This is a genomic window from Xanthomonas sp. WHRI 8932A, from assembly GCF_035012785.1.
Lineage (GTDB): Bacteria > Pseudomonadota > Gammaproteobacteria > Xanthomonadales > Xanthomonadaceae > Xanthomonas.
This window is the reverse complement of sequence record NZ_JAYGQQ010000009.1, coordinates 272653-296560: the sequence shown is the minus strand read 5'-3', so window position 1 is coordinate 296560 and position 23908 is coordinate 272653. Positions and strand designations below refer to the sequence as shown.

Sequence of the window (23908 nt, the reverse complement as noted above, 5' to 3'; positions counted from 1 at the left end):
CGAGCCGAAGAGCCAGTCCCCGGCCGCGCTGACGCCGCTTACCGAAGCCAGTAACCAACAGCCGCGCACTTGGCAGTACCCGGAAAACCGTACCCTCACCCCAACCCCTCTCCCGGCGGGAGAGGGGCTTTGAGACGGATCGTTGGTCGTTCAAGACTCCAGCGAGGCTCTCGCCTGCGTCGTCTTCGGCACACCCCGCGCACGTCGTACCAGCGCCGCTGCGCCGTTGCTCATGTCGTCGAGAATCGCGTAGATCGTCGGCAGGAACAGCAGGCTCACCACGGTGGAAAACGCCAGGCCGCCGGCGATGGCGCGGGCCATCGGGAAGTACGGCGGGCCGTCGCTGAACATCGTGGTGCTGGTCAGCGAGATCGGCACCATCGCCAGGATCGCGGTGCCCATCGTCATCATGATCGGCCGCAGCCGCTCGCGTGAGCCCTCCACAAGCGCCTGCGTCCGGCCCATGCCGCGTCGGCGCAAATTGTTGATGTGCTCGATCATCACGATGCCGTTGTTCACCACCACACCCATCAGCACCAGGATGCCGATGAAGGACATGATGCCGAACGAGGTGCCGGTGATCCAGAACAGCCAGAACACACCGAAGATCGAAAACAGCACGCCGCTCATGATCGCGGCCGGGAACAGCAGCGATTCGAACACCGCCGCCATCACCACATAAATCATCACCAACGCGATCACCAAGTTGAACAGCATCTGGCCCATCGCTTCGCCGTCGTTCTGATAGTTGCCGCCATCGAAGGTGTAGCTGTAACCGGCAGGAAAATTCATTGCCTTGAGCGGCTTTTCCATCGCCGCGCGTGCTTCCGGCACGGTGATTTTTTCGGCCAGATTGGCCTTGATGGTCAACGTGGTCTGGCGATTGGTACGTCCGATCTGGGTGGCCGCCGGGCGGATCTGCACATCGACCAGACTCAGCAGCGGCACGCTGCGGCCATCCTTGGTGCGTACGCTGAAGCCTGCCAGATCTTCCGGTTTGCTTTGCTCGGCGCCGGCAAAACGCACCCACACCGGCACTTCATTGTCGCCACGACGGAACTCGCGCAGCGGCGTACCGCGCAGTGCCAACCCCACGAAACTGGCCACCTGCTCCGCACTGAAACCGAACGCGGCAGCACGCTCGCGATCGACGCGGATCGCCAGCTCGCTGGTGCGATCGCCGGTATCCACATGCACGTCGCGCAACTCCTTGCGTTGCGCCAGCAGCGGGACCACCTCATCGGCCAGCGACTTGAGCGCCTCGGTGGAGTCGCCAACCAATTGCACCTGCACGCCCTGGTTGCCGCTAGCACCATCGCCCTGATTGCCGATGCTGTAGTCGGCACGCGCAGAACGCGGCAACGCCTTACGGATCTGCTCCAGCAATGGCGGCAGGTCTTTGACCTTGCTCGCATCGAAGGTCACCGTCGTGCTGCTGCCTTCCACCTCGCTGAACCACGAATAGACCTGGGTGATGTGGTATTTCTCGCGATTGGCTTCCAGGTAATTCTCGACTCGCCCGACCTCTTCGCCCAGCTGCTCATGTGTGTACGAGCCCTTCCACTGATATTGGATAAAGGCCTCGTTGCCGCCATCGCCGCCGAACATGTCGACCTTGGTCAGTTTCATCGGCACCAAACTGATGGCGCTCACCAGGATGATCCCGGCCACGCTCCAGCCGCGATGGGCCAGCGTCCATGCAAGCACCCGCGCATAGCGCTGTTGCAGCCTGGCGATCACGCCATGATCGGAGGTCACCATCGGCGGCGTCTTCATGCGCGCCGACAGCATCGGAATCAGGCTGATCGCCACCAGCCACGATGCCAACAGCGACACCGAAATGGTGATCGCGATCTGCGCCATGAAAATGGAGATGTTGTTGGTTTCGCCGAACAGATTCGGCACGAACACGATGCAATGGCACAACGTACCTGCACTCAGCGCAATCGCCACGCTGCGGGTGCCCAGCAATGCCGCCAGCTGCGGCTGCCCGGGCATGCGCTCGCGCTCCTGGTAGATGCTTTCCACCACCACCACGGCGTTGTCCACCAGCATGCCCACCGCGAGCAGCAAGCCCATCATCGTCAGGATGTTGAGCGTGACGCCGACGAAATACATGAAGCCCAACGTGATCGCAAAGCAGATCGGGATCGCCAGCGTCACCATCAAGGTCGATGGCCAATGCCGCAGAAAAAAGAACAGCACGGTGATCGACAACAACAGGCCCACCGCCCCGGCCTCGGCGAGTTCGGCCAGCGACGAGGTCACGGCCTTGCCCTGGTTGTCGATGACCTTGATCTGTATGTCGCGCATCGCGGGCTCGGCGCGAATGTCTTCCACCTCTTTCAGCGCGGCCTTGGACACTTCCACCAGATTGGCGCTGCGCTCCTTGAAGACATCCAGACCGATCGCCGGGCGCCCATCCAGCCGCCGCCCGTAGTTCATGCGCGTGGGCTTGAGGCGCACCTCGGCGATATCGCCAAGACGCAACCCCTTGGCATTGAGGACCAGATCACGCAGTTCCTGCAGGTCGCGCAACTCGCCGATGGGCTGCACCCGAATGCGCTGTCCGTTGTCGTCGATCTGCCCGGCGGACACCGAGAAATTGAGCTTGCCCAGCCGCTCGCTCAGGTCGTTGAGGCTGAGGTCGTGCGCGGTGAGGCGATCCGGCGCGATGGCGATCTCCACCTCGTTGGGTGGGGCGCCGGAAATTTCGACCTTCGCCACACCGGGAATGCGCTCGATGCGCCGCTTGAACTCGCGGTCGAGCATGTCGTACGCGCCGGTCAGATCGGTCTGGCTGGCCAGGCGCACCTTGAGCACCGGCTCGTCGCTACTGGACCATTTGAAGATATGGAAGCGCTGCAGATCGTCGGGAAATTCGTCGCGAATCGCATCCAGCCGCTCGCGCGCATCCGATGCGGCGATGGCGATATCGCGGTCCCAATCGGAGAACTCGATAAAGATGTTGGCGCCATCGGCAGTGGCGGTGGAGCGCATGCGCTTGATGCCGGTCATCGTGGCCAAGGCTTCTTCGGCCGGCCGCACCAGATTGCGCTCCACCTCGTCCGGCGTGGAGCCGGTGTAGGGCAATTGCACGAACAGGAACGGTGCCGAGATGTCCGGCAATGCCTCCAACGGCAACCGGAAGGCGGCGATCAAGCCCACCACCACCAACGACACAAAGCACATGATGGTGGTGACCGGGCGACGAATGCTGAAGGCCGCAACGCTCATAGCGCCTCCAGTCCGTCGGTGTTTTCACGCGTCTGCGCCTGCTGACGCGCCATGCGACGGCCGCGCTCCAGGTAGTACGCGTCCGCACGGCGATCCAGCAAGTCGTACACCACCGGAATCACCAGCAGGGTCAGCAGCGTGGACACCAGCAGGCCACCAATCACGGTGATCGCCATCGGTGCGCGCACTTCCGCGCCCTCGCCCATCGCCACCGCCAGCGGCAAGAAGCCGAACAAGGTGCACAGCGTGGTCATGACGATCGGCCGCAGACGCGAGCGTGCGCCTTCGATCAGGGCCTCGCGCTTGGGCACGCCTTCTTCGCGCAACTGGTTGACCTTGTCGATCAGGATGATCGCGTTCTTGGTCACCAGGCCCACCAGCAGGATCAGGCCGATGAACACCACCACCGAGACCGGCTTGCCGGTCATCAGCAGCGCCAGCACCGCGCCCACCATCGCCAGCGGGATGGTGAACAGGATGACGAACGGGTGCAGCAGCGATTCGAACTGCGACGCCATCACCAGATAGACCAGAAAGATCGCCAGCCCGAACGCAAACAACAACGACTTGACCGACTGCGCCAGCTCCTCGCCCTGCCCGCCGATATGCATGCCGACGCCGGCAGCCAACGGGTCCTTGCGGACCAGCGTTTCCACTTCGCGCACCGCACCGCCCAGGTCGATGTCCTTCAGGCTGGCCGACACGATCGCCACGCGGGTCTGATCGGCGCGATGGATCTCGCTCGGGCCGGTCGTCGCCAGCACCTCGGCCACGGCGGCCAGGCGCACGGGGCGACTGCTGCCCGGATTGACGATCAGCTGGCGGATCGCATCCACGCTGGCGCGGTCGCTGTGCTGCGCACGCACCAGCACATCGATCTTGCGGTCGCGAAAGCTGTAACGCGTGGCCACATCTCCACGCACCTTCTTGACGATGACATCGGCGATCTGCCGCGTGGTCAAGCCCAGTGCACCGGCACGCTCTTGATCGAAGCGGATCTGGATCTCCGGAAAGCCCTCTTCCACGGTCGATTTGACGTCGGCATAGTGGCCGTTGGCGCGCAGCATCGCGGCCAGTTTTTGCCCGGCCCGCTCCAGCTCGCCCAGATCCTGACCGCGCAATTCCACTTCCAGCGGAGTCGAGAAACTAAACAACGCCGGCCGTGCGAAATCCACCTGCGCACCGGGGTGCCCGACCATGCTGCTGCGCAAACGCTGCGTCGCCGCCGCTTCCACTTCAGGGCTGCCGCCGCCGGCCATCACCACGGTGAGCTTGCCGATGTTCTCCCCACTTTCGGTGGGGTTGGCATCCAGCCGCGTGCCGCTGCCGCTCACGCCATACAACGACGCGATGCCGGGGTCTTTGTCGTGCGCGAGTTGCAGCTCGCGCACCAGTGCATCGGTCTGCGCAAGCGGCGTGCCGGACGGCAGCTTCACGGTCATTTCAAAGCGATCCTGCGCCAGCTGCGGGATCAGGTCCGCCCCCAGCATCGGCACCAACAGCACGGTGCCGACAAACGCGGCCGCGGCCAATCCCAGTACCAGACCGGGCCGACGCAACGCTGCCGGCAACATCGCCAGATAGCCACGCTCGGCACGGCCGTACGGCGCCATCGCAATGTCGCTGGCCTTGCGCATCACCGGCGACACCACCCGTGCGATGCCGCGCCACAATTTGACCACCGCCCACGCCCCGCCGAAGAACGCATAGCGCACGCTGGCCCCCGCCCCGCGACGGCCGGCAGCCACTGGCTTGAGCCAACGCTGTTCGGGCGTCCAATCCGGGTGGTCCGGCTCATCCGGAAACGCCATCGGTGGCGCACCCTTCAGTGAGCTCAGCATCGGAATCAGCGTCATCGACACCACCAACGAGATCGCAATGGCGATCGCCACCGTCAGCGCCTGATCGCGGAACAGCTGCCCGGCAATGCCTTCCACGAACACCAGCGGCAGGAACACCGCAATGGTGGTCAACGTGGAGGCCATCACCGCCATGCTCACTTCACGGGTGCCGGCGATGGCCGCATCCAGCACGCTCAAGCCACGTTCGCGCGCCTTGGCGATGCTCTCCAGCACCACGATCGAATCGTCCACCACCAGGCCGGTAGCCAGTGCCAGCCCGCCCAGCGACATCACGTTGAGGCTCAAGCCAAGCTGGCCCATGAAGAAGAACGTGGTGATGATCGACACCGGCAACGACAGGCTGATCACGAACGTGCTCCAGCCGTCGCGCAGGAACAGGAAGATGATCAGGATCGCCAGCACACCGCCGATCACCGCATCTTTTTTGACATCGCTGATCGCGTGTTCGATGAAGTGCGACTGGTCTTCGATGGTGGTGATCTGCACATCGCCCGGCACGGTTGCCTTGAGTTGCTCCAGTCGCGCGCGCAGTGCGGCCGCTGTGGACACGGTGTTGGCATCGCCTTCCTTGTAGATCGCCAGCTCCACCGCTTCCTTGCCGCCCAGACGGATGATCGCCTCGCGCTCCTTGTAGCCTTGGCGCACGTCGGCCACATCTTTCAGCCGCACCGGCATGCCGCCGGCGATGCTGCTGCTGGACGCCGACGACGTGCTCTGCACTTCCGCCGCTGCCGCCAGCGCCGCCTGCGAGCCGGTGGACGCGGCAATCGCATACATCTGCTGCATCGCTGCATCGGCGGCGCTGCTACTGCTGCTCTGCGTGGTGACCAGCATGTTGCGGATCTCGTCCAGATCCACAAACTGGTTCACCGTGCGCACCAGATACCGCTGCGAGCCTTCTTCCAGCCGGCCGCCGGAGATGTTGACGTTCTCTTCCTTGAGTCGGGTGATCACGTTGTCGATGGGCAGATTGAGCTGCGCCAGTTTCTGCTGATCGATATCGACCTGGATCTCGTCTTCCAGCCCGCCGCCGACCTTGACCGCAGCCACACCGGCCACCGGTTCGAGCTTCTTTTTCAGGTCTTCGTCGGCATAGCGGCGAAGGCCGGTGAGCTGACGGATCGCATCGGCGTCCGACGCCGGGGCCTGCTTGGGCGACAACGCCAGCCGCATGATCGGTTCGGTGGATGGATTGAAGCGCAGCAGCACCGGCGGCTTGGTTTCCAGCGGCAGCGACAGCGCTTCCATCTTGTCGCGCACTTCCAGGCCTGCCTGGTCCATGTTGGTGCCCCAGGCGAATTCCAGCACCACATCGCTCTGCCCGGTGCGCGAGATCGACTTGAGCTTGCGCAGGTTCTTGACCACGCCGACGGCTTCTTCCACCGGTTCGGTCACCAACGTTTCGATTTCCGCCGGCGCCGCGCCGGTGTATTCGGTGCGCACGGTGAGCGTGGGGTAGCTCAGGTCGGGGAGCAGATTGACCTTGAGGCTACGTAGCGCGATCAGGCCGAACAACAGCATGGTCACGGTGATCATGGCGATGGTCACGCGCCGCCGTGTTGCGAAGGCCACCAGCCCGCCGCCAGGCGTTGGCAGCTGCGGGTCGTGCAAGGAGCCGTGCACGTTGCCGTGGCCGCTCATGAGTGCGTCTCATCGCGTGCAGCAGCCGGAGCTACCGCGACCGGCTTGCGATCGGGCTGACCAATCACCTGCACGGCAGTGCCATCGCGCAGTGCCACCTTGCCGGCGGTCACCACCTGATCGCCTTCCTTCAAACCCTGACGCACTTCCAGCCACGGGCCTTCGGCGTAACCAAGTTTCACCGGGACGCGGCTGGCCTTGCCATTGCGCACCACGAACACCGCAGGCTCACCATCATCGAGCAGCGCCAGGCGCGGAATCACCAATGCATCCTTGCGCTGGTCGTAATCGATACGGATGCGCCCGAACATGCCCGGCTGCAGCGACTCGGCGCCCTTGCCGAAGGCGCACACCACACGGAACGTGCCGCTGCCCGAATCCACCACCGGCGCAATGCGATCCACCTTGCCCACGAACTGCTGGCCCGGCAGCGCATCGGCCAGCAAGGTCACCGGCTGGCCCGATTTCAACGTCGCCAGTTCGCGCTCGGGCACGTTGAGCGTGGCTTCCAGCTGCGAGTCGTCGACGATGCGGAAGATAGGCGTGTTGATCTGCACGAAGTTGCCGGTCTTGATCGAACGCGAGGCGATCACGCCGGAAATCGGCGCCTGCACCGTGGTGTAGGACAGCTCCAGCGATGCCAGCCGGTGCTGCGCGCGGCTGTTTTCCACATCGAACTTGAGCTGATCCACATCGGCTGCGCTCACCAGCTGCTGACCGACCAATTGCGTGGCGCGGCGGTAGCTGTTTTCCAGCTTGCGTAGTTGCGCTTCGCTTTGCGCAACGGCCAGATGCGCGCGATCCGGATCCAGTCGCACCAGCGCCTGGCCGGCCGACACTTTCTGACCCTCTTCCACCATCACCGCCAATGCCACGCCGGAGGTCTTGGCGACCACCTGCGCTTCCGCACGCGGCTCCAGTGCCGCGGTACCGGTATAGCTGGCAGCCACCGCGCGACGCGCCGCCTTGGCGATTTCCACCGGCACGGTATCGACGGCCTTTTTTTCTTCGGTGGCCTTGGCTTCCCCATCGCCGGTCTTGCAGCCGCCCAACAACAGACTGGTGGAGATCAATACTGCGGCGGCGCAAATTCCGCTGCGGCCGGGCAAGAAGGAGAGTGGCGACATCGTCGTGTCCTAGTGGATGCGTGAACAGGTGTTGTAGGCAAGTAAACCACCCGAGCATGCATGTCGCCAATGCGCCAAAGGTCATGGTCTGTTCAACTTCGCGTATTCACCCCGTTTGCTCCACGCCAATTCGCAGGCATACTCGGTCCGGTTCCGTCACGCCCCCACCGTGCGGACGCTCAATCAGTCTTCCGGATACGAAACCATGCGCCCGCAGCCGCTCGCCGCTTGTCTCGCTCTGGTCGTCTTCCTGCCGTTTGGGGGCGCATCAGCGACACCGTCAGTCACGCCAGCAGTACCGGCCACGCCGGCGCCTGCCGCCGCCGCACCTGCTGCCGCCGCGCCCGCAGCGCCGACCGGCAATCCCTCCAATGGCCGCCTGCTGGCGTATACCTGCCAGGGCTGCCACGGCTTGACCGGCTACAAGAACGCCTACCCCAGTTACCGCGTGCCCAAGATCGGCGGCCAGTCCAGTCAGTATCTGACCCAAGCGCTGACCGAATACCGCCAGGGCAAGCGTAAACACCCGACCATGCAGGCGCAGGCGCAGAGTTTCTCCGAGCAGGACATCGCCGACATCTCCGCCTTCCTGTCCACCCTCAAATAAGCGCCCACATGCCGAACGCCCTGCACGCTCCGCGTCTAGCCATCGTCCTGGTCGCTGCCCTGATGATGGCGGCCTGCTCTCAATCCCAGGTCGAATCCACCGATCACTCCGCCGGCGATGCCGGCCATGCCAGCGGCGAGCACGGCTCTGGCTCCTCTGCCGGCTTGCCCACCGGTCGCGCCGAGGCTGGCGACAAACTTGCGCATACCAAAGGCAAGGCCACCGGCCAGAGCTGCGTGGATTGCCACGGTGCCGATGGCAATGCGCCGATCGACCCCAGCTATCCCAAGCTTGGCGGCCAGTACGGCGACTATCTTGCGCACGCGCTGCAGGCCTATCGCAGTGGCGACCGCCAGCACCCGCTGATGACCGCGCAAGCTACTGCATTGAGTGATCAGGACATCGCCGACCTCGCCGCATATTTCGGTGCCCGGCCGACGCAGCTGCGCGATCTGCACGGCGTCAAGTGAGTTTCAGGCAGCGCTGCCGAGCGCACGCGCTGTCTCAATCGGAATGAAAAAGCGCTTGCGCGAACATTAACGGGTCGCTATCATTTCGTTCTCAGTTTCGTGGGGCCATAGCTCAGCTGGGAGAGCGCCTGCATGGCATGCAGGAGGTCGGCGGTTCGATCCCGCCTGGCTCCACCATCTCAGACATTAGGCCGTCTGAAATGACAACTCAGGTTTTGATCTGCGTCCCCATCGTCTAGAGGCCTAGGACACCACCCTTTCACGGTGGACACCGGGGTTCGAATCCCCGTGGGGACGCCAATCATCCAAAAGCCCTGGCTCTGCCGGGGCTTTTTTTTGCCTGTTTTTTGCAGTGATGAGCGCTTGCGCTGTGTCTCGGCAGCAGCCTCGCTGCCGCCATGGAAGCGTCAAAAAAATTCGAGTGCCGTCGCGTTGCGCACGGCTTCGAATGTGCATCGACACCGTCGGCGACCTGCCGAGCGAGGGCTCACTGGAACCGGCCTGCGCGAGCGTGGCGCAGGCGCCATGCGCAAGCAGTCGCGTCGATCACGCGTCCGCATCGTCCGCATGGTCAGCGGCGACCCAAGCGCGGCATCGAGTGCAATGTGCGGTCGCGCAACGAACGCCGCGCACACCATGGACGTGGAGCATTGGTCGCTGAGGTCGGCTGCACCGTCGGTTGCGAATGCAGGCGCTCGATGCTGCTGATCACGATGTTGATGATTGAAGGCAGCGCGTCGATGCTGCGGTCCATGCACTAATGCGAAACGACATCCGCAACACTTACCTACTCCGCAACGACGACGAACCATCCAGTCCATCGGATTGATCGCAAGGTCCCTCGCGAGAAGAGACGTATTGATTGGCTGCATGCGCAACTTCGTGCTGATCACGCAATCCAGATCGATGCCCCGAAGCACCGGAGATCTTTTTTGCACAGACCGCTTCCCAAAGCCGTCTTCAGTCGCTATGATTGCCGGCTCGCAGCAACGCGGGGCCATAGCTCAGCTGGGAGAGCGCCTGCATGGCATGCAGGAGGTCGGCGGTTCGATCCCGCCTGGCTCCACCACTTCAGACATTAGGCCGTCTGGAATGGACAACGAGGTTTTGATACGCGTCCCCATCGTCTAGAGGCCTAGGACACCACCCTTTCACGGTGGACACCGGGGTTCGAATCCCCGTGGGGACGCCAATCATCCAAAAGCCCCGGCTCTGCCGGGGCTTTTTTTTATGCATGTTTGGGGCGCTCAGCAGTGATGCCGAATACCGCCCGGTCGAAGCGAAGTATTCGATCTCTGCAAGCGTTGGATTACCACGCAGATGCAACCCGCGTGTGGCGCACCCGGCCATGAGGATGCGATGTCGATCGAGCTGTCACAGGCACACACGCATCGCCACACAACACCTGCATCACAAGATCAGGCCTGTCCGTCGTCCAGCGCCTTGCGACCCTCGTGGGTCAGATCGATATCGCCGTCTTCGGCTTGCGCGGCATACCCTGCACGCACCGCCCAATTTGCCTCCTCGTCGGACACCGGCTTGGTGTCGCGGATGTCGCGAAGAATGCGCAACTGCTGCGAAGCATCAAAATCCATGGTGGCTACCTATTTGAAGTAAAGGTCCACGGTACCGACCGGGCGTGATGGTTGCGTGCCTGCAACGCCAACCGAGACCGCAGTTGCGTAGGGAACAAACGCATCTTTAGCCAAGCATGGCCAAGGCGATCGCACGATGCGCGAAACCGACGACATGCAGCGCGATGACCTGAGAACAAGCGAACGACGCCTGCTGCGCGCAAACGCACCGCGATCACGCACATCGGACGTCGCGCTGTCACCAATCCGCAGCACTGCCGCGGCACAACAACACATAGCAAAAAGCCCCACCGGATTGCGCCGGAAGGGCTTTCGCTGTTACTGCAACATCTTGGTGCCGAAGGTGGGACTCGAACCCACACGCTTTTAAGGGCGGCGGATTTTGAGTCCGCTGCGTCTACCGATTCCGCCACTTCGGCGTGGCCGCGTAGTATAGCGGCTTGCGAATGAAACGAACAGTGTCAGGATGCTCCTGACGAATTCAGCTGCAAGCGGCGTCGGCAACACCGTGGTCGACCAGCCTCGATATACTGGCCGACTTAAGTGAAGGAGTAAGCAATGTCGGTGCTGCGTGGAGTTCGGGTACTCGTGGTCGAAAACGATGACATGAATGCCATGCTGCTCGAGTTGCAGCTCGTCCACGCGGGTGCGGCTGTGGTCGGCCCTGTCGGCGAGGTGCAGGATGCCCTGCAGTTGATCCAGGCCGATGCGCCGGATATCGCCGTGCTGGACTATCGCCTGGGCAATGGTCAGACCAGCGAGCCGGTTGCCCGTCTGCTCTCGCAGCGCGGCATTCCCTTTGTGCTGGCCACCGGCGTTGCCAGCGGCAGCATTCCCACCGGCTTCGAACGCGGCGTCATTCTGACCAAGCCTTATCTCTCCGAAGAATTGGTCGGCGCCTTGTCGCGTGCCCGGCAGATGAGCAGTGCCAGCAGCTGATGCCATGGCTCGCCACCTGACCGGTTGTCGGCGGTTTGGTTGCCACCTGAGCGCTTGTCACTAGAATCAAGCATCCAAGATCTGCAGGTGGTTGCTGGATGGAAAGTGCCGTGTCGCCGTTTGCCGGCCTGTTGCCGGAGACGAGCGAAACTGCAGCATTGGTACTGGCGTCCACATGCGTCGCCGACCCGCTGCTCTGCGCCAGTCAGGCGCTGCGTACCGCGCTGTCGGTGTGCCTGCACGCACAACACCCGATGCTATTGGTCTGGGGCGAGCACGCATGCTGCATCTACAACGACGCCTGCATCGCGTCATTGGGCGAAAGACACCCTGCTGCGTTCGGCCAGCCGGTTGCCGAGCTGACGCGCGCCGACTTGGCTGGCGGTCTGCCGGGCGATGCGCTTACTGCAATGGATCTGTCGACCTGGTCGTGCAGTCCGATCCTGGACGCCGGCAGGCAGGTGGGCGCGTTGTATGTAGCTGCTGTGCACGCACGTGGTGCGCGCGACCAGCGTAGCGACGCCATGTCGCTTGCGGCGCCGCCCGCGCTCGACCAGTCGCCGGCCTTCATGGCCGTGCTGCGTGGGCCCGACTACATCATCGAGAGCGTCAACCAACGCTTCCACGATCTTGTCGGCGAGCGTCCCCTGCTGGGCCGTCCCTTGCTGGAGGCGATGCCGGAGATCGCCGATCAAGGCTATCTCGGCCTGCTCGACGAAGTCCGTCGTAGCGGCCAGCCGTTCATCGGCGAATCGATGACCGCCTATCTGCAGCGCACACCCGGCAGCACGCTCGACGAAACCTTCGTCGACTTTCTGTACCAGCCGATGCGCGACAGCGATGGTCGCGTCGATGCAATTCTGGTGCACGGGTTCGATGTCACTGCGCAGCGACGCGTCGAGACTCGCGACAGTTTTCTGCTGATGCTCGAAGACGCCTTGCAGCATGTCTCCGATCCACGGCACGTCATCGACACCAGCGTGCGCTTGCTCGGCGAACACCTGCAGGCCAATCGCTGTGCGTTCGGACTGGCGGCCGAAGATGGCAGCATCATGCATGTGATCAGCGACCATGTGCAGGACATGCCGAGCCTGCAAGGCGACTTCCCGATGGAAGTGGCCCAAGGCCTGCGCGATGCACTGCTGGCCAACCGGCCCTGGTTCACCACCGATGCGATGGCACCGGGTGCGCCGGACTATGTGGCCGAGCAGTATCGCCACTCCGGCCTGCGTGCGTCGTTGGCGATACCGCTGCATAAACATGGCCGGCTGGTCGCGGCAATCGGCGTGCACCAACGCGCACCGCGACGCTGGTTGTCGACCGAGATCGAGCTGGTGCGGCTGGTGGCGGCGCGCTGTTGGGAATCGATGCAGCGGGCCAAGGCGCAGCAACAACTGGCCGCCAGCGAAGCGCGTCTGCGCCGGCTTGCCGACACCTTGCCGCAGATCATCTTCATCGCCGGTCCCGATGGCCAGCTGCACTACTTCAATCAACGCTGGTACGAATACACCGGGCTGGATCCGGGCAACAACGAAGGCGCCGCGTGGCATCGGGCCCACACCGCAGATGGTCTGCAGCTGTCCGTGCAGGCATGGCAGGATGCATTGCTCGACGAGCGCGCTTACGAGATCGAATGCGAATTGCTGCGCCACGACGGCCAGGCGCGTTGGCATCTGGCACGCGCCCTGCCCGTCCGCGGCGACGACGGCTGCATCAGCGAGTGGATCGGCACATATACCGACATCCATGATCGCCGCACCTTTGAGCACCGTTTGCGTGAGAGCGAAATCCGTTTTCGTGCGCTGTGCGAGACGGTTCCCGCGATGATCTGGATGTCCGACGCGCAAGGCGATTGCGTGTACTGGAACCCACGCTGGTACGACTTCACCGGACAAGCCGAAGATCAGGCGCTGGATCAGGGCTGGTGGGATGTGATGCATCCGGACGATGCCGGCCGCGTGCGGTTGGCCTTCGAACAGGCGCTGGAACGGCGCGGCGAATTTTTAGCCGAATACCGGGTGCGTCGCCACGACGGCCAGTACCGTTGGTGTATCGATAACGCCTCGCCGCATTTCGCCAGCGATGGACGTTTTCTCGGGCATATCGGCTCGCTCACCGATATCTCCGAACGCAAGCATATCGAAGATGCCACCGCGTCCGACCGCGCGATCCTGAGCCTGATCACCACCGGCGCGCCGTTACCGGTGGTGCTGGATGCGATCGCATTGAGCGTGGAGGCGCGCGGTGAGATTGGGCTGTATTGCTCGGTGATGGTGCTGGACGAGGTGCGGCATACCTTGAGCTTCGGCTCGGCGCCGCACTTCCCGCTTGCGTATCACGGCAACTTCGAGCCAGCGCCGATCGGCCCGGATGGGCCGCCTTGTTCGCGCGCCGCACATCTTGGCCGGCAAGTCATCTGTGCCGATCTCCAGGCCGATCCAAGCTTCGGCCCTCATCATGCCGTTTCGGCGCTGCTCGGAATCGCGGCGTGCTGTGTAACGCCGATCTTGTCCAGCGACGGCCAGGTGCTGGGCACGCTCAACATCTACTACGACCGCCCGTATCTGCCCTCGCTGCGCGAACAAGCGATGGCGCGCTCTGCATCGCACCTGGCCGGTATTGTGATCGAGCGGACGCGCGTGGATGCCAAGCTCACGTTGTCGCTGCAGGCGGAAACCACTGCGCGCGGTCAGGCCGAACACGCCAGCCGGGTCAAGGACGAATTTTTGGCCACGCTCAGCCACGAATTGCGCACGCCGCTCAATGCGATCCTGGGCTGGTCGCGACTGATGCAAGCGCAGACCTTCGCGCCGGAGAATCTGGGTAAAGGCCTGGTCATCATCGAGCGCAGTGCGCGTGCGCAGACGCAGATCATCGACGACCTGCTGGATATGAGCGCGATCCTGTCCGGCAAGATCCGTCTGCAGGCCGAGCATTTCGACATTGCCGGGCTGGCGCGCAGCACGCTGGAGCTGATGCAGCCGGCCGCGCTGGCGCGCGAGATCGCCCTGGAACTGGACGCGCCGGCCGGCAGCGAATTGTGGTTTTTCGGCGATGCCGGGCGCTTGCAGCAGGTGCTCACCAACCTGCTCAGCAATGCGCTCAAGTTCAGCGCGCCGGGCGGCAGCGTACGGGTGGGATTGGACGTTGAGGAAGGACGTCTGCGGCTGTGCGTGCAGGACAGCGGGATCGGCATCGCGCCGGAGTTCCTGCCCCACGTCTTCGATCGGTTTCGGCAGGCAGATGCCGGCACCACGCGGCGTGTTGGCGGGCTGGGGCTGGGCTTGTCGATCTCGCGTCAGCTGGTGGATCTGCATGGCGGCAGCCTTGGGGCCTCCAGCGCCGGCGAAGGCCAGGGTGCGGTGTTTACAATCGTGCTGCCGTTCCAGCACGGGGTCAGTGGTCTGCGCCCGCCATCGGAGGATTCGAGCCAACCTGGGCGACTTCCGGCCGATTGCAATGGGCGGCTGGACGGCGTGCGTGTGCTGTTGGTCGACGACGATCAGGATTCGCGCGAAGCGGTGATGCAGTTCCTGATGCTTGCCGGCGCGCAGGTGCAGGCGGCCGGCTCGGTGGATGCAGCCGAGCACTATCTGGCTACTTCGGCGTTCGATGTGCTGGTCAGCGATATCGCGATGCCGCTGCGCGATGGCTACGATCTGATCCGCACGGTGCGCACCGGTCGCTTCGATCTGCCACGGCATATCCCGGCAATCGCGCTCACTGCCTACGTGCACGAAGAGGACCGTGACCGTGCCGTGGCGGCCGGCTTCGATGCGCATATGGGCAAGCCGGTGGAGCCGCCAGGGCTGGTCGATCTGATCGAACGCTTGGTGGTGCCGATGCGCGCGGTGCCGGGAGCGGCGTGAGATCGCCCGACAGCGGCTGATAAAAGCAATGCAGGCAAGGAGCAGGAAGAATCCCAACGCCCCGATCGCGAATGCAGACTTCTTGCAGGAGCGCAGCGTCTGACACCCCGGCACGTTTCAATTGCCGCCCGACTGCATTCCAGACTGCATCCGCACAACGGGATTCGAGTCGTCGCGTCGCTTGTGAGATGCAGTCAAAAGCTCAGATGGTCGAGCCTCGACGATTGCGGGACACGCTCATGGAGGCTCTGTGGCGGCATCCATGCCGCCGCAGGGTCCAGCAATCGGCCAGGACACCACACCAACCTGTGAGTCGGCTGCGTTGTTGAAAACATGCACACCGACCATTTCGACTGGTCATTGCCCGCCCACCGTCGCGGGACCTTATGCGGCATGGATGCCGCATAAGAGCCGACAAGGACGTACTTGCGGCGTGTCCCGCGATGGCGGGCGGGCAACGGCCCTGCTGTAACGTTGCAAAGCAGTCGCTCTACAACTGATCTGCAACGTTGCTGCCCAATCACTCAAAGACAGTCGCCGCGCCAGGCAGCATGACTCAGCTGCGCTTGGCGCGCGCGAACGCCGCGGCCAGTGCGTTATCGGCCGGTGGCGCAGTGGTCCGCGGCTTGCTGTTGCCGGGTGCCGGCCCACGTCCGCCGCCGTCGCGACGGCCCTGCCCCGGCCCGCCACTGCCGCGTGCATCGCGCGACTGCGCCGTGCCATCTGCCGCCGGCGGCGTGTCGGACAGGCGGCAGGTCAGTGCGATGCGCTTACGCGGCACGTCCACTTCCAGCACCTTGACCTTGACGATATCGCCGGCCTTGACCACATCGCGCGGATCCTTGACGAAGGTGTCCGACAACGCGGAGATGTGCACCAACCCATCCTGATGCACGCCGATATCGACGAAGGCGCCGAACGCGGCCACATTGCTGACTACGCCTTCCAGCACCATGCCCGGCTTGAGGTGCTTGATGTCCTCGATGCCGTCGGCAAATTGCGCAGCCTTGAACTCAGGACGCGGGTCGCGGCCGGGTTTTTCCATCTCTTTCAGGATGTCGCGCACGGTCGGCACACCGAACTGCGCATCGGTAAACAGCTCCGGCTTCAAGCCGCGCAGGAAACTGCCATCGCCCAGCAACGCCTTGATCGGCTTGCCGGTGTTGGCGACGATGCGCTCGACCACCGGATAGGCTTCCGGATGCACGGCCGACACATCCAGCGGCTCGTCGCCATCGGCAATGCGCAAAAAACCGGCGCATTGTTCGAAAGTCTTGTCGCCCAGGCGCGGCACCTTGAGCAGATCCTTGCGACGCTTGAACGGGCCATTGTCGTCGCGATGGCGCACAATGTTTTCCGCGACCGTGCCGGACAGACCCGATACGCGCGACAGCAGCGCGGCCGAGGCGGTGTTGACGTAGACGCCAACGGCGTTGACGCAGTCTTCCACGCGCGCCTCCAGCGCCTTGGCCAGGCGGTACTGATCCACGTCGTGCTGGTACTGGCCCACGCCGATTGCCTTGGGCTCGATCTTGACCAACTCGGCCAGCGGGTCCTGCAAGCGCCGTGCGATCGACACCGCGCCGCGCAGCGAGACGTCCAGCTCCGGGAATTCCTTGGCGGCAAACTCGGACGCCGAATACACCGACGCCCCCGCTTCGCTGACCACGACCTTCTGCAACTTGGTCGCCCCGCACAGCGCGATCGCCTCACCGGCCAGCTTGTCGGTTTCGCGGCTGGCGGTGCCGTTGCCGATCGCGATCAGCTCCACGTTGTGCTGCATGCACAATTTTTTGATCGTCTGCAGCGATTGGTCCCACTGCCGCTTGGGCTCGTGCGGGTAGATCGTCTCGGTCGCCACCAGCTTGCCGGTGGCATCGACCACGGCGATCTTGCAGCCGGTGCGGATGCCCGGGTCCAGCCCCAGCACCACGCGCGGGCCGGCCGGCGCGGCCAGCATCAGGTCCTTGAGATTGTCGCCGAACACCGCAATCGCTTCGGCCTCGGCCTTCTCGCGGGCCTGGTTGAACAGGTCCAGCAGCAGGTGCATGTGCAACTTGGCGCGCCAGGTCAGCCGGCACGCGTCCAGCAACCAGCGGTCGGCCGGGCGACCCTGGTTGGAAATGCCGGCACTGCGCGCCACCCGGCCTTCGGCGTACTGATGCCCGGCTTCGGCATCGCTGCCCGGGTCGAGGTCGAGATAGAGAAATTCTTCGCGGCGCGCGCGGAACAGCGCCAGCAAGCGGTGCGACGGAATTTTCGCCAGCGCTTCGGCATGGTCGAAGTAATCGCGGTACTTGGCACCGGCCTCTTCCTTGCCCTCGGCGACGCGCGCGCGGATCACGCCGTTATCGTTGAGCCAGCTACGCAACTCGCCAACCAGCGCGGCATCTTCGCCCCAGCGCTCCATCAGGATGGCGCGGGCGCCTTCCAGCGCGGCCTTGATGTCGGCAACACCCTTCTCGGCGTCGATGAAGGCGGCGGCAGCCACCTCCGGCGCCTGCGTCGGGTCGGCCAGCAGGCCATCGGCCAATGGCTCCAGCCCGGCTTCGCGCGCGATCTGCGCACGCGTGCGGCGCTTGGGCTTGTAAGGCAGATACAGATCTTCCAGCCGCGACTTGGTGTCGGCAGCGGCGATCTCGTTGCGCAGTTCGTCGCTGAGTTTGCCTTGTTCGCCAATGCTGGACAGGATCGCCGCACGCCGGTCTTCCAGCTCGCGCAGATAGGTCAGGCGCGTTTCCAGGTTACGCAGCTGGGTATCGTCCAGGCCGCCGGTGACTTCTTTTCGGTAGCGGGCGATGAACGGCACGCTGGCGCCTTCGTCGAGAAGCGCGATGGCGGCGCGCGCCTGGGCGGGTTGGGCACCGATCTCGTCGGCGATGGTGCGAGCGATCTGCTGGGCAAGCTGGCTGTCGTGCATGGCGGCGCGGAATAAACCGCTTCACTGAAAAAAAGCATTTTCGCAGTGTGGGCGCGCGACGGAAACCCGTTGACAGCGCCGCCGTAAACCTATGCCGCCGCGCTCAGCTGGCGCGGTGCGCGTAATGGGTGGCGGCGCGCTCGACCAGAATGCTTTCGTGCATGGATTCCAGGGCCATGACACGGATCTTGCCGACGTTCTTCAGCGGCACCATGCGTTCCACATAGATCTCCGGGCCGGCGTCAGTCATTGCCCGCGACTTGCTGAACCCGTAAGGCACAACACCCTTGTCGCCATCTTTGCTGCCACCGACGTACAGGACAATCGACATGCCACACCCTTTTGCTGCTGTTGTTGCGTTGGAGGCGCGAGCATAACGAGCGCGTCGTGAGGAGCTTTCCACGCACGTTAACGCCGGCTGTTTGCGGTTTAGTGACGGCCTCAAGACCTGACGCACCTCACGAGTGCTTCACCCTGCTTGGTCGTCCAATCTCCGTCCACCCGCTTTCTCACGACATCGCATGGACCTCAAAAGTGGCTACCCGTTCTGGTCGATCCGTAATGGATTGATGCGCGCCTATCCACGCCTGGAGCAAGACACCCAGGCCGAGGTCGTCATCGTGGGCGGCGGCGTGACTGCCGCGCTGATCGCGCACGAATTGCTGCGCAATGGCCATGAGGTGGTGGTGGTCGAACAACGCGAGATCGGCTGGGGCAGTACCTCGGCCAGCACTGCACTGCTGCAATACGAAATCGATACGCCAATGATCGATCTGGCCAAACAACACGGCATGCCGGCAGCCGCGCTCGCTTACGGCGCCTGTGCGCAGGCTATCGTCGACCTGCAGGACCTGTGCGACAGCCTGGGTGGCTGCGACTTCACCCGCCAGGACAGCCTCTACTACGCCAGCCGTGCGCGCGATCTGAAAGACCTGCGGCGCGAGCTCGACGCACGCCAGACCCATCAGCTACCGGTGGAGTGGATCGAGCGCGAGCCGCTCTGGCACGACTACGGCGTGCGCTCCGACGGCGCCATCCTCAGCCGCCTGGCCGCCAGCGTCGACCCGTATCGGCTGTGCTATCGCCTATTCGCCGAATGCGAGCAGTACGGCGGACGCATCTTCGATCGCACTACGATCGCGACCATTGTCCCGCACGATCAGCACGTGGAATTACGTACTCAAGAAGGCGTCGTCGTGCGCGCCAAGCACGTGATCATGGCCGCAGGCTATGGCAACCAGCAGTGGCTGTCGCAGCGTGTGGCACGTAATCGCAGCAGCTATGCGTTCGTGACCGACCCGCTGCACGACAGCGAGATCGGTGCGCTCAAGCACACCATGATGTGGGAGACCGCACGCCCGTATCTGTACCTACGCAGCACACCCGATGGCCGTGTGGTGGCCGGCGGTGAGGACGACAACGTGGACATCCCGGCGCGCCGCGATGCGCGCGTGGAAAGCAAATTGAAGACGCTGCTGAAGAAGATCGGCAAGACCATGCCGGACGTGCGTCTGCGCCCGGTGTTTTCGTGGGGCGGCACGTTTGCCGAAACCGCCGACGGCCTGCCGTTCTTCGGCGCGCATGCCGAACAAGGCACGCGCGTCTTGTTTGCAATGGCCTACGGCGGCAACGGCATCACCTATAGCGCGATCGGTGCCGGGCTGCTGCGTGCGCAATTGGAAGGTAAGCCGCACCCGCTGTCGGACCTGTTCGGGTTCTCGCGACTGGATTGAGGGCGATTGCCTTCTTGCGATGCAGTCGCCGAGCAGGCGCTGCTGCCACTAAGCGCGGCTGACAAAGCATAGCGAACAGTCTTCAGGCCGGCGTGGACTGCGCCATCACAAACGGGGTGTACGCGTACACCGAGCACCGGATGCGTCAGCCCCGCAGTGAGCGCAGGAACGTGGTTAGCCGCTCCAGGTCGATGGCCACCACGGCCACCAGCCATGCCCATGCATCGCATACGCATCGGCCGCCCGCTCCAGCGGGTTGCGCACATGGATGCCGCCGCACATCAGATACACCGGCAGGAACAGCGGCCCGAGCAACATGTATTGATACACATGTGCGCGCTCGTGATCGCCCAGACGCACCGGCGGATGCTCGCAACGGCCGGCCGCGTGTGCATAGGTGCTGCATTGCAGATCCAGCGATGCGCCCTTGAGCAGGATCACATTACCCAAGGTCATCGCCCCGCCCGGCCCCCAGGGCCAGGCATGAAAGACAAACGCGAGCTCATGACGGGACCAGCGCGGGCGGGCGCCAAAACAACTGCCAATGGCGCCGATCAACAGGCCAAGCGCGGTGTTGGGCAGCGTCCACAACGCGCCAAGCGCCAACACAGCCGATGGCGCGCGCCGCAACGGCCTCAATCGGCCTGCGCGGGGATCAGCAGCCACAGGATCAGATAGACCAGGATGCCGGGAAACGCGGCCGAGGCGATCGAGACGATCACGAACAGAACGCGCAGCAAGGTGGAGCTCCATCCGAAGCGGCGCGCAATCCCGCCGACAACACCGGCGATCATGCGGTCATTGAGAGAACGGGACAGTGCAGTGGTGGCCATGAAAACGCTCCTTCAAACGTAGCAAGCAGTCTAAAAAGCCGGGCAGCAGCGGGCCGTGATGGGTGGCGGCATGCGGTCGCACGCAGGCCTGCGCGGTTGCATGCGGCGCATCAGGCGATGCGGTCGCGCTCCTGCAGCCAGCGATGGATCGCCACCGGCACCTCGCGCTGGGCACGTCCGGACACGTAGATCCCGATATGTCCGCCGCGAAAACTCAGTTCGCTGTAATCCTTGCTGCCCACCAGCCCACGCAAGGCGCGCGAGGCATCCGGTGGCACCAGATGATCGTGTTCGGCATAGATATTGAGCACCGGCATATCGACGTCCTGCAGATCCACCGCCTGCCCGCCGATGCTCACTTGGCCGGTGACCAGCCCATTGCGTTGGTAGAACAAGGTCACGAACTCGCGGAACGCCTCGCCCGCCAGATCCGGCGAATCAAAGATCCACTTTTCCATGCGCAAGAAGTCTTCCAGCGCCTGCTTGTCGTCGAGGATGTCCAGCAAGCCGACGTACTTCTGCAAATTAAGCCGGAACGGCTTGAGCATCAGGTAACTGGCGTTCATCAGATCCGCCGGCACGTTGCCCATGGTGTCCACGAACAGATCCACATCGACCATGCGCGCCCAGTTGGACAGCATGTTGTCGGGAGTGTGGAAATCCACCGGCGTGACCATGGTGATGAGGTTGCGCACCTTGTGCCGTTGCAGCGCGGCGTAGCACAACGAAAAGGTGCCGCCCTGGCAGATGCCGAGCACGTCCACCGCCTCCAGCCCCGATTGCGCACGCAGGTGATCCACCGCGCCATCGATGTAGCGCAGCAGATAGTCTTCGAGCGTGAGATAGCGCTCGGAGCGGTCCGGGTAGCCCCAGTCCAGCACGTAGACATCCTGGCCGTGACTCAACAGGCCCTTGACCAGCGAACGGTCGGCCTGCAGGTCCACCATGTACGGACGATTGACCAACGCATACACGATCAGCAGCGGCGTCTTGGCCACCGGCGCCTGCTCGCCGACAAAGCGATACAGCACCACCTTGCCGTCGCGCCAGATTTCTTCGCGTTCGGTGACGCCATAGTCAACGTCTTCCACACCGGGCAGCAGTTTCAGGCCTTCGCGCAGCTTGCGTTGCAGCGACAGGGTTTCCTGCATCAGGTCTTCGGCACTGAATCCCAACGGCCCTTTCATGCCTTGGCTCCACGTGGGGTGCGTGCGACCGGCTTACTGCCGGACGCCTTGCCGGACGACGGTTTCGATGCGGCTTTCGCTGTGGCGGTCTTTTTCACCGCAGGTGTTGCAGCTGCGGTCTTCTTGGGCGCAGATTTTTTGGCCGCGGTCTTTTTTACTGCAGCGGTTGCCGCGGCCGGCTTGCGCGCAGCGGCGGCGTTGGGCGGCGCTGCACGTTTGGGCGGAGACGACGCCTGCGGATCAGCGGTGGTGTCCTCGGCCGGCTTTTCAGCCGCCTTGGTGCTGGTGCTGGTACCGGCGGCGGTGCGCAGCATCCGGCGCACCGCGCGCTCCAGTTCTGCGATACGGCGATGCGCGGCATCCATCTCCGAACGCGTCGGCATCCCGAAACGTTCGCTGAGCTGTTCGACCTCCTCCTGCAAGGCCGCGCGCAAGCGCATGTGCGCGTTGGCGAACCCGCCATACACGTCGCGAAACCGATCCGACAACGCCACATCGGCATAGGACTCTTCGGCCGCCTCGATCCACAGATCGAACAAGGCGCGCGCACTGGTCAGCTGGCTGCCGCTGCTTTCGTGCTCGCTCAGCTTGGTGGTGAAACGGGTGAAGGCCTGCTCGATCGCTGCCTTGAGTTGCTCGCCGTAGGCCTGCGATTGCGCCTGATAGTCCTGTTGCGCGCGCGCCAGTTTCTGCAGGCGCGCCTGATGATTGCGGTTCAACCCGAAGGCCGGCATGTCCAACCACGGCGCGTTTTCTTCGCGCCATTTGCCCAGCGCCTGCGCCGCCTGCTGCAGCCACGGGTCGAAGCCGCCGGGGCTGCCGCCGCGCAGCGAGCCCAGCGTCCACTGCATCAGTTGCTCGCCCTGCCCCTGCACGGCGCGGCGCCAGGCATCGGAGACTTCGTTGGCGGAGGTGTCGCGGCCGGCGAACTGCCCGGCCACCTGCTGCATGGTGCCGAACCAGCCGCCAGCCTGGGTGCGGAAGCGGTCGATGGCTTCCTGCGCCTGCGGCGCGGCCTGGGTGGGCAGCAGCTGCGACCACCAGTCCACTGCCTTTCTCCAGTCCTGCGGGGCATCGCCGCCGGACGCCGGCGGTGGCTGCGCAGCGGAGCCAGACTGGCCGTGGCGCATGGCGTCTCCCCAGGCCGCCCAATACTGGCGTGCCTTGTCCTCGACGTTGCCGTTGTCCGAACCGCTGCTTGCCATCATTCCCTCCTGTGACGATCCACCGAGCCATCCTACCGCGTGTAACCAGGCGTGCCGCTCAGGGCTTGGGGATCCGCAACGTCTTGCTGATCATCAGCGAGCCGGAGACGGCAAACAGCAGCACCAGCGGGTGGAACTGCCACGGCCCGAGCTGCCACTGGCCCCACCACAGGGCGTCGCCGATATGCCCGCTGCTGGCGGCGACCGCGAGCAGGATCACCAGCACCAGACTGGTCGGAATCGGGGTGCCTTCGAAGTACGGCACCTTGTCGGCTTCGCCGGCGATCTCTTCGGCCGTCACGTTGTACCGCGCCAGCCGGCTCACGCCGCAGCAGACGAAATAGCTCAGCACCAGCCAATCCCAGCCGCCACGCATGCCGCAGGCATAACCCAACGCCGCCGGCGCCACGCCGAACGAAATTACGTCGGCCAGCGAATCCAGCTCGCGGCCCAGGGTGGAAGACGCCTTGCGCCAACGCGCGACGTGCCCGTCCAGCGCATCGAACACGAACGCCAACGGGATCAGCGCCATACCCAGCAACAGGTCCCCGCTGTGCCCTTCCTGCAGGAACCGCATCGCTGCGAATACTGCGCCGGTGCCGCAGAAGGCATTGGCCAGCGTGAACCAGTCCGCAAGTTGGAAATCGCGCAGCATCGAAAAATGGCGTTTCATGCGAAACCTG

The 23908-nt window shown here is 64.0% G+C and carries 16 protein-coding genes and 5 tRNA genes; 9 read left to right on the top strand and 12 right to left on the bottom strand.

The window, feature by feature from the left end; translation table 11 throughout:
* Positions 1 to 150: 150 nt before the first annotated feature.
* From VC212_RS16540 to VC212_RS16530, 3 genes are read right to left on the bottom strand one after another with little or no spacing between them, the layout of a single operon-like run.
* Positions 151 to 3237, bottom strand: coding sequence for an efflux RND transporter permease subunit (locus VC212_RS16540; protein WP_323526393.1), 3087 nt, complete (start codon positions 3235 to 3237; stop codon positions 151 to 153).
* Positions 3234 to 6740, bottom strand: a complete 3507-nt coding sequence (locus VC212_RS16535; RefSeq protein WP_055854130.1) for an efflux RND transporter permease subunit — start codon at positions 6738 to 6740, stop codon at positions 3234 to 3236. Before VC212_RS16535 ends, VC212_RS16540 begins: the two co-directional genes overlap by 4 nt.
* A complete protein-coding gene (locus VC212_RS16530) occupies positions 6737 to 7867 on the bottom strand; it encodes an efflux RND transporter periplasmic adaptor subunit (RefSeq protein WP_055854128.1) in 1131 nt (376 codons plus the stop codon). Before VC212_RS16530 ends, VC212_RS16535 begins: the two co-directional genes overlap by 4 nt.
* A gap of 205 nt (positions 7868 to 8072) precedes the next feature.
* Here VC212_RS16530 and VC212_RS16525 point away from each other — a divergent pair, with 205 nt between their 5' ends.
* The 6 genes from VC212_RS16525 to VC212_RS16500 all read left to right on the top strand — a co-directional run bounded on the left by VC212_RS16525 (position 8073) and on the right by VC212_RS16500 (position 10136).
* Entirely contained in the window at positions 8073 to 8474 is a 402-nt protein-coding gene (locus VC212_RS16525; protein WP_055854124.1) for a c-type cytochrome, read from the top strand.
* 8 nt (positions 8475 to 8482) lie between these two features.
* On the top strand, positions 8483 to 8944 hold the full coding sequence (locus tag VC212_RS16520) for a cytochrome c (RefSeq protein ID WP_055854122.1): 462 nt from the start codon (positions 8483 to 8485) through the stop codon (positions 8942 to 8944).
* A gap of 101 nt (positions 8945 to 9045) precedes the next feature.
* Positions 9046 to 9121 (top strand) — tRNA-Ala (locus VC212_RS16515).
* 47 nt (positions 9122 to 9168) lie between these two features.
* Positions 9169 to 9244 (top strand) — tRNA-Glu (locus VC212_RS16510).
* 693 nt (positions 9245 to 9937) lie between these two features.
* A tRNA-Ala gene (locus VC212_RS16505) sits at positions 9938 to 10013 on the top strand.
* A 47-nt stretch (positions 10014 to 10060) separates the two neighbouring features.
* Positions 10061 to 10136 (top strand) — tRNA-Glu (locus VC212_RS16500).
* A gap of 226 nt (positions 10137 to 10362) precedes the next feature.
* Here the strand turns inward: VC212_RS16500 and VC212_RS16495 are convergent.
* Together VC212_RS16495 and VC212_RS16490 are read right to left on the bottom strand one after the other, a co-directional pair.
* Entirely contained in the window at positions 10363 to 10539 is a 177-nt protein-coding gene (locus VC212_RS16495) for a hypothetical protein (protein ID WP_115560002.1), read from the bottom strand.
* Between the two features lie 332 nt (positions 10540 to 10871).
* Positions 10872 to 10958, bottom strand: a tRNA-Leu gene (locus tag VC212_RS16490).
* A 139-nt stretch (positions 10959 to 11097) separates the two neighbouring features.
* Between VC212_RS16490 and VC212_RS16485 the strand changes: the two genes are divergently transcribed.
* Positions 11098 to 11478, top strand: a complete 381-nt coding sequence (locus VC212_RS16485; protein ID WP_055854118.1) for a response regulator — start codon at positions 11098 to 11100, stop codon at positions 11476 to 11478.
* Between the two features lie 98 nt (positions 11479 to 11576).
* Positions 11577 to 15347 (top strand): PAS domain S-box protein, encoded by a 3771-nt coding sequence (locus tag VC212_RS16480; RefSeq protein ID WP_055854114.1) that lies wholly within the window; start codon positions 11577 to 11579, stop codon positions 15345 to 15347.
* Between the two features lie 556 nt (positions 15348 to 15903).
* On the opposite strand, the gene VC212_RS16475 is transcribed toward VC212_RS16480, so the two are convergent.
* The gene (locus VC212_RS16475) at positions 15904 to 18267 is read right to left on the bottom strand and encodes a Tex family protein (RefSeq protein ID WP_055854110.1); all 2364 of its coding nucleotides are present in this window, start codon (positions 18265 to 18267) and stop codon (positions 15904 to 15906) included.
* A gap of 103 nt (positions 18268 to 18370) precedes the next feature.
* Entirely contained in the window at positions 18371 to 18598 is a 228-nt protein-coding gene (locus tag VC212_RS16470) for a hypothetical protein (RefSeq protein ID WP_055854106.1), read from the bottom strand.
* Between the two features lie 190 nt (positions 18599 to 18788).
* On the opposite strand from VC212_RS16470, the gene VC212_RS16465 reads away from it, so the two are divergent.
* Positions 18789 to 20000, top strand: a complete 1212-nt coding sequence (locus VC212_RS16465; protein WP_055854103.1) for an FAD-dependent oxidoreductase — start codon at positions 18789 to 18791, stop codon at positions 19998 to 20000.
* 174 nt (positions 20001 to 20174) lie between these two features.
* Here the strand turns inward: VC212_RS16465 and VC212_RS16460 are convergent, their stop codons facing one another.
* From VC212_RS16460 to VC212_RS16440, 5 genes are all read right to left on the bottom strand, one after another.
* Complete coding sequence (locus VC212_RS16460; protein ID WP_193552594.1) at positions 20175 to 20630, bottom strand: hypothetical protein; 456 nt, start codon at positions 20628 to 20630, stop codon at positions 20175 to 20177.
* 5 nt (positions 20631 to 20635) lie between these two features.
* Positions 20636 to 20833 carry a PspC domain-containing protein gene (locus VC212_RS16455; RefSeq protein ID WP_055854095.1) on the bottom strand — a complete coding sequence of 66 codons (198 nt, stop codon included), beginning with the start codon at positions 20831 to 20833 and terminating at the stop codon, positions 20636 to 20638.
* 110 nt (positions 20834 to 20943) lie between these two features.
* Positions 20944 to 22020 (bottom strand): class III poly(R)-hydroxyalkanoic acid synthase subunit PhaC, encoded by a 1077-nt coding sequence (locus VC212_RS16450; RefSeq protein WP_055854090.1) that lies wholly within the window; start codon positions 22018 to 22020, stop codon positions 20944 to 20946.
* Positions 22017 to 23228: a class III poly(R)-hydroxyalkanoic acid synthase subunit PhaE gene (phaE, locus tag VC212_RS16445; protein WP_055854087.1), complete on the bottom strand. Its 1212-nt coding sequence runs from the start codon at positions 23226 to 23228 to the stop codon at positions 22017 to 22019. The genes VC212_RS16450 and phaE overlap by 4 nt, the downstream gene beginning before the upstream one ends.
* A gap of 55 nt (positions 23229 to 23283) precedes the next feature.
* The gene (locus VC212_RS16440; RefSeq protein ID WP_055854083.1) at positions 23284 to 23898 is read right to left on the bottom strand and encodes a CDP-alcohol phosphatidyltransferase family protein; all 615 of its coding nucleotides are present in this window, start codon (positions 23896 to 23898) and stop codon (positions 23284 to 23286) included.
* Positions 23899 to 23908: the final 10 nt, after the last annotated feature.

Excerpts from the sequence above, each read along its gene's own strand:
- phaE (WP_055854087.1), bottom strand. The coding sequence starts at position 23,228 with ATGATGGCAAGCAGCGGTTCGGACAACGGCAACGTCGAGGACAAGGCA.
- VC212_RS16540 (WP_323526393.1), bottom strand. The coding sequence starts at position 3,237 with ATGAGCGTTGCGGCCTTCAGCATTCGTCGCCCGGTCACCACCATCATG.
- VC212_RS16465 (WP_055854103.1), top strand. The coding sequence starts at position 18,789 with ATGGACCTCAAAAGTGGCTACCCGTTCTGGTCGATCCGTAATGGATTG.
- VC212_RS16530 (WP_055854128.1), bottom strand. The coding sequence starts at position 7,867 with ATGTCGCCACTCTCCTTCTTGCCCGGCCGCAGCGGAATTTGCGCCGCC.
- VC212_RS16495 (WP_115560002.1), bottom strand. The coding sequence starts at position 10,539 with ATGGATTTTGATGCTTCGCAGCAGTTGCGCATTCTTCGCGACATCCGC.
- VC212_RS16485 (WP_055854118.1), top strand. The coding sequence starts at position 11,098 with ATGTCGGTGCTGCGTGGAGTTCGGGTACTCGTGGTCGAAAACGATGAC.
- VC212_RS16520 (WP_055854122.1), top strand. The coding sequence starts at position 8,483 with ATGCCGAACGCCCTGCACGCTCCGCGTCTAGCCATCGTCCTGGTCGCT.
- VC212_RS16440 (WP_055854083.1), bottom strand. The coding sequence starts at position 23,898 with ATGAAACGCCATTTTTCGATGCTGCGCGATTTCCAACTTGCGGACTGG.
- VC212_RS16455 (WP_055854095.1), bottom strand. The coding sequence starts at position 20,833 with ATGGCCACCACTGCACTGTCCCGTTCTCTCAATGACCGCATGATCGCC.
- VC212_RS16480 (WP_055854114.1), top strand. The coding sequence starts at position 11,577 with ATGGAAAGTGCCGTGTCGCCGTTTGCCGGCCTGTTGCCGGAGACGAGC.
- VC212_RS16535 (WP_055854130.1), bottom strand. The coding sequence starts at position 6,740 with ATGAGCGGCCACGGCAACGTGCACGGCTCCTTGCACGACCCGCAGCTG.
- VC212_RS16475 (WP_055854110.1), bottom strand. The coding sequence starts at position 18,267 with ATGCACGACAGCCAGCTTGCCCAGCAGATCGCTCGCACCATCGCCGAC.
- VC212_RS16450 (WP_055854090.1), bottom strand. The coding sequence starts at position 22,020 with ATGAAAGGGCCGTTGGGATTCAGTGCCGAAGACCTGATGCAGGAAACC.
- VC212_RS16470 (WP_055854106.1), bottom strand. The coding sequence starts at position 18,598 with ATGTCGATTGTCCTGTACGTCGGTGGCAGCAAAGATGGCGACAAGGGT.
- VC212_RS16525 (WP_055854124.1), top strand. The coding sequence starts at position 8,073 with ATGCGCCCGCAGCCGCTCGCCGCTTGTCTCGCTCTGGTCGTCTTCCTG.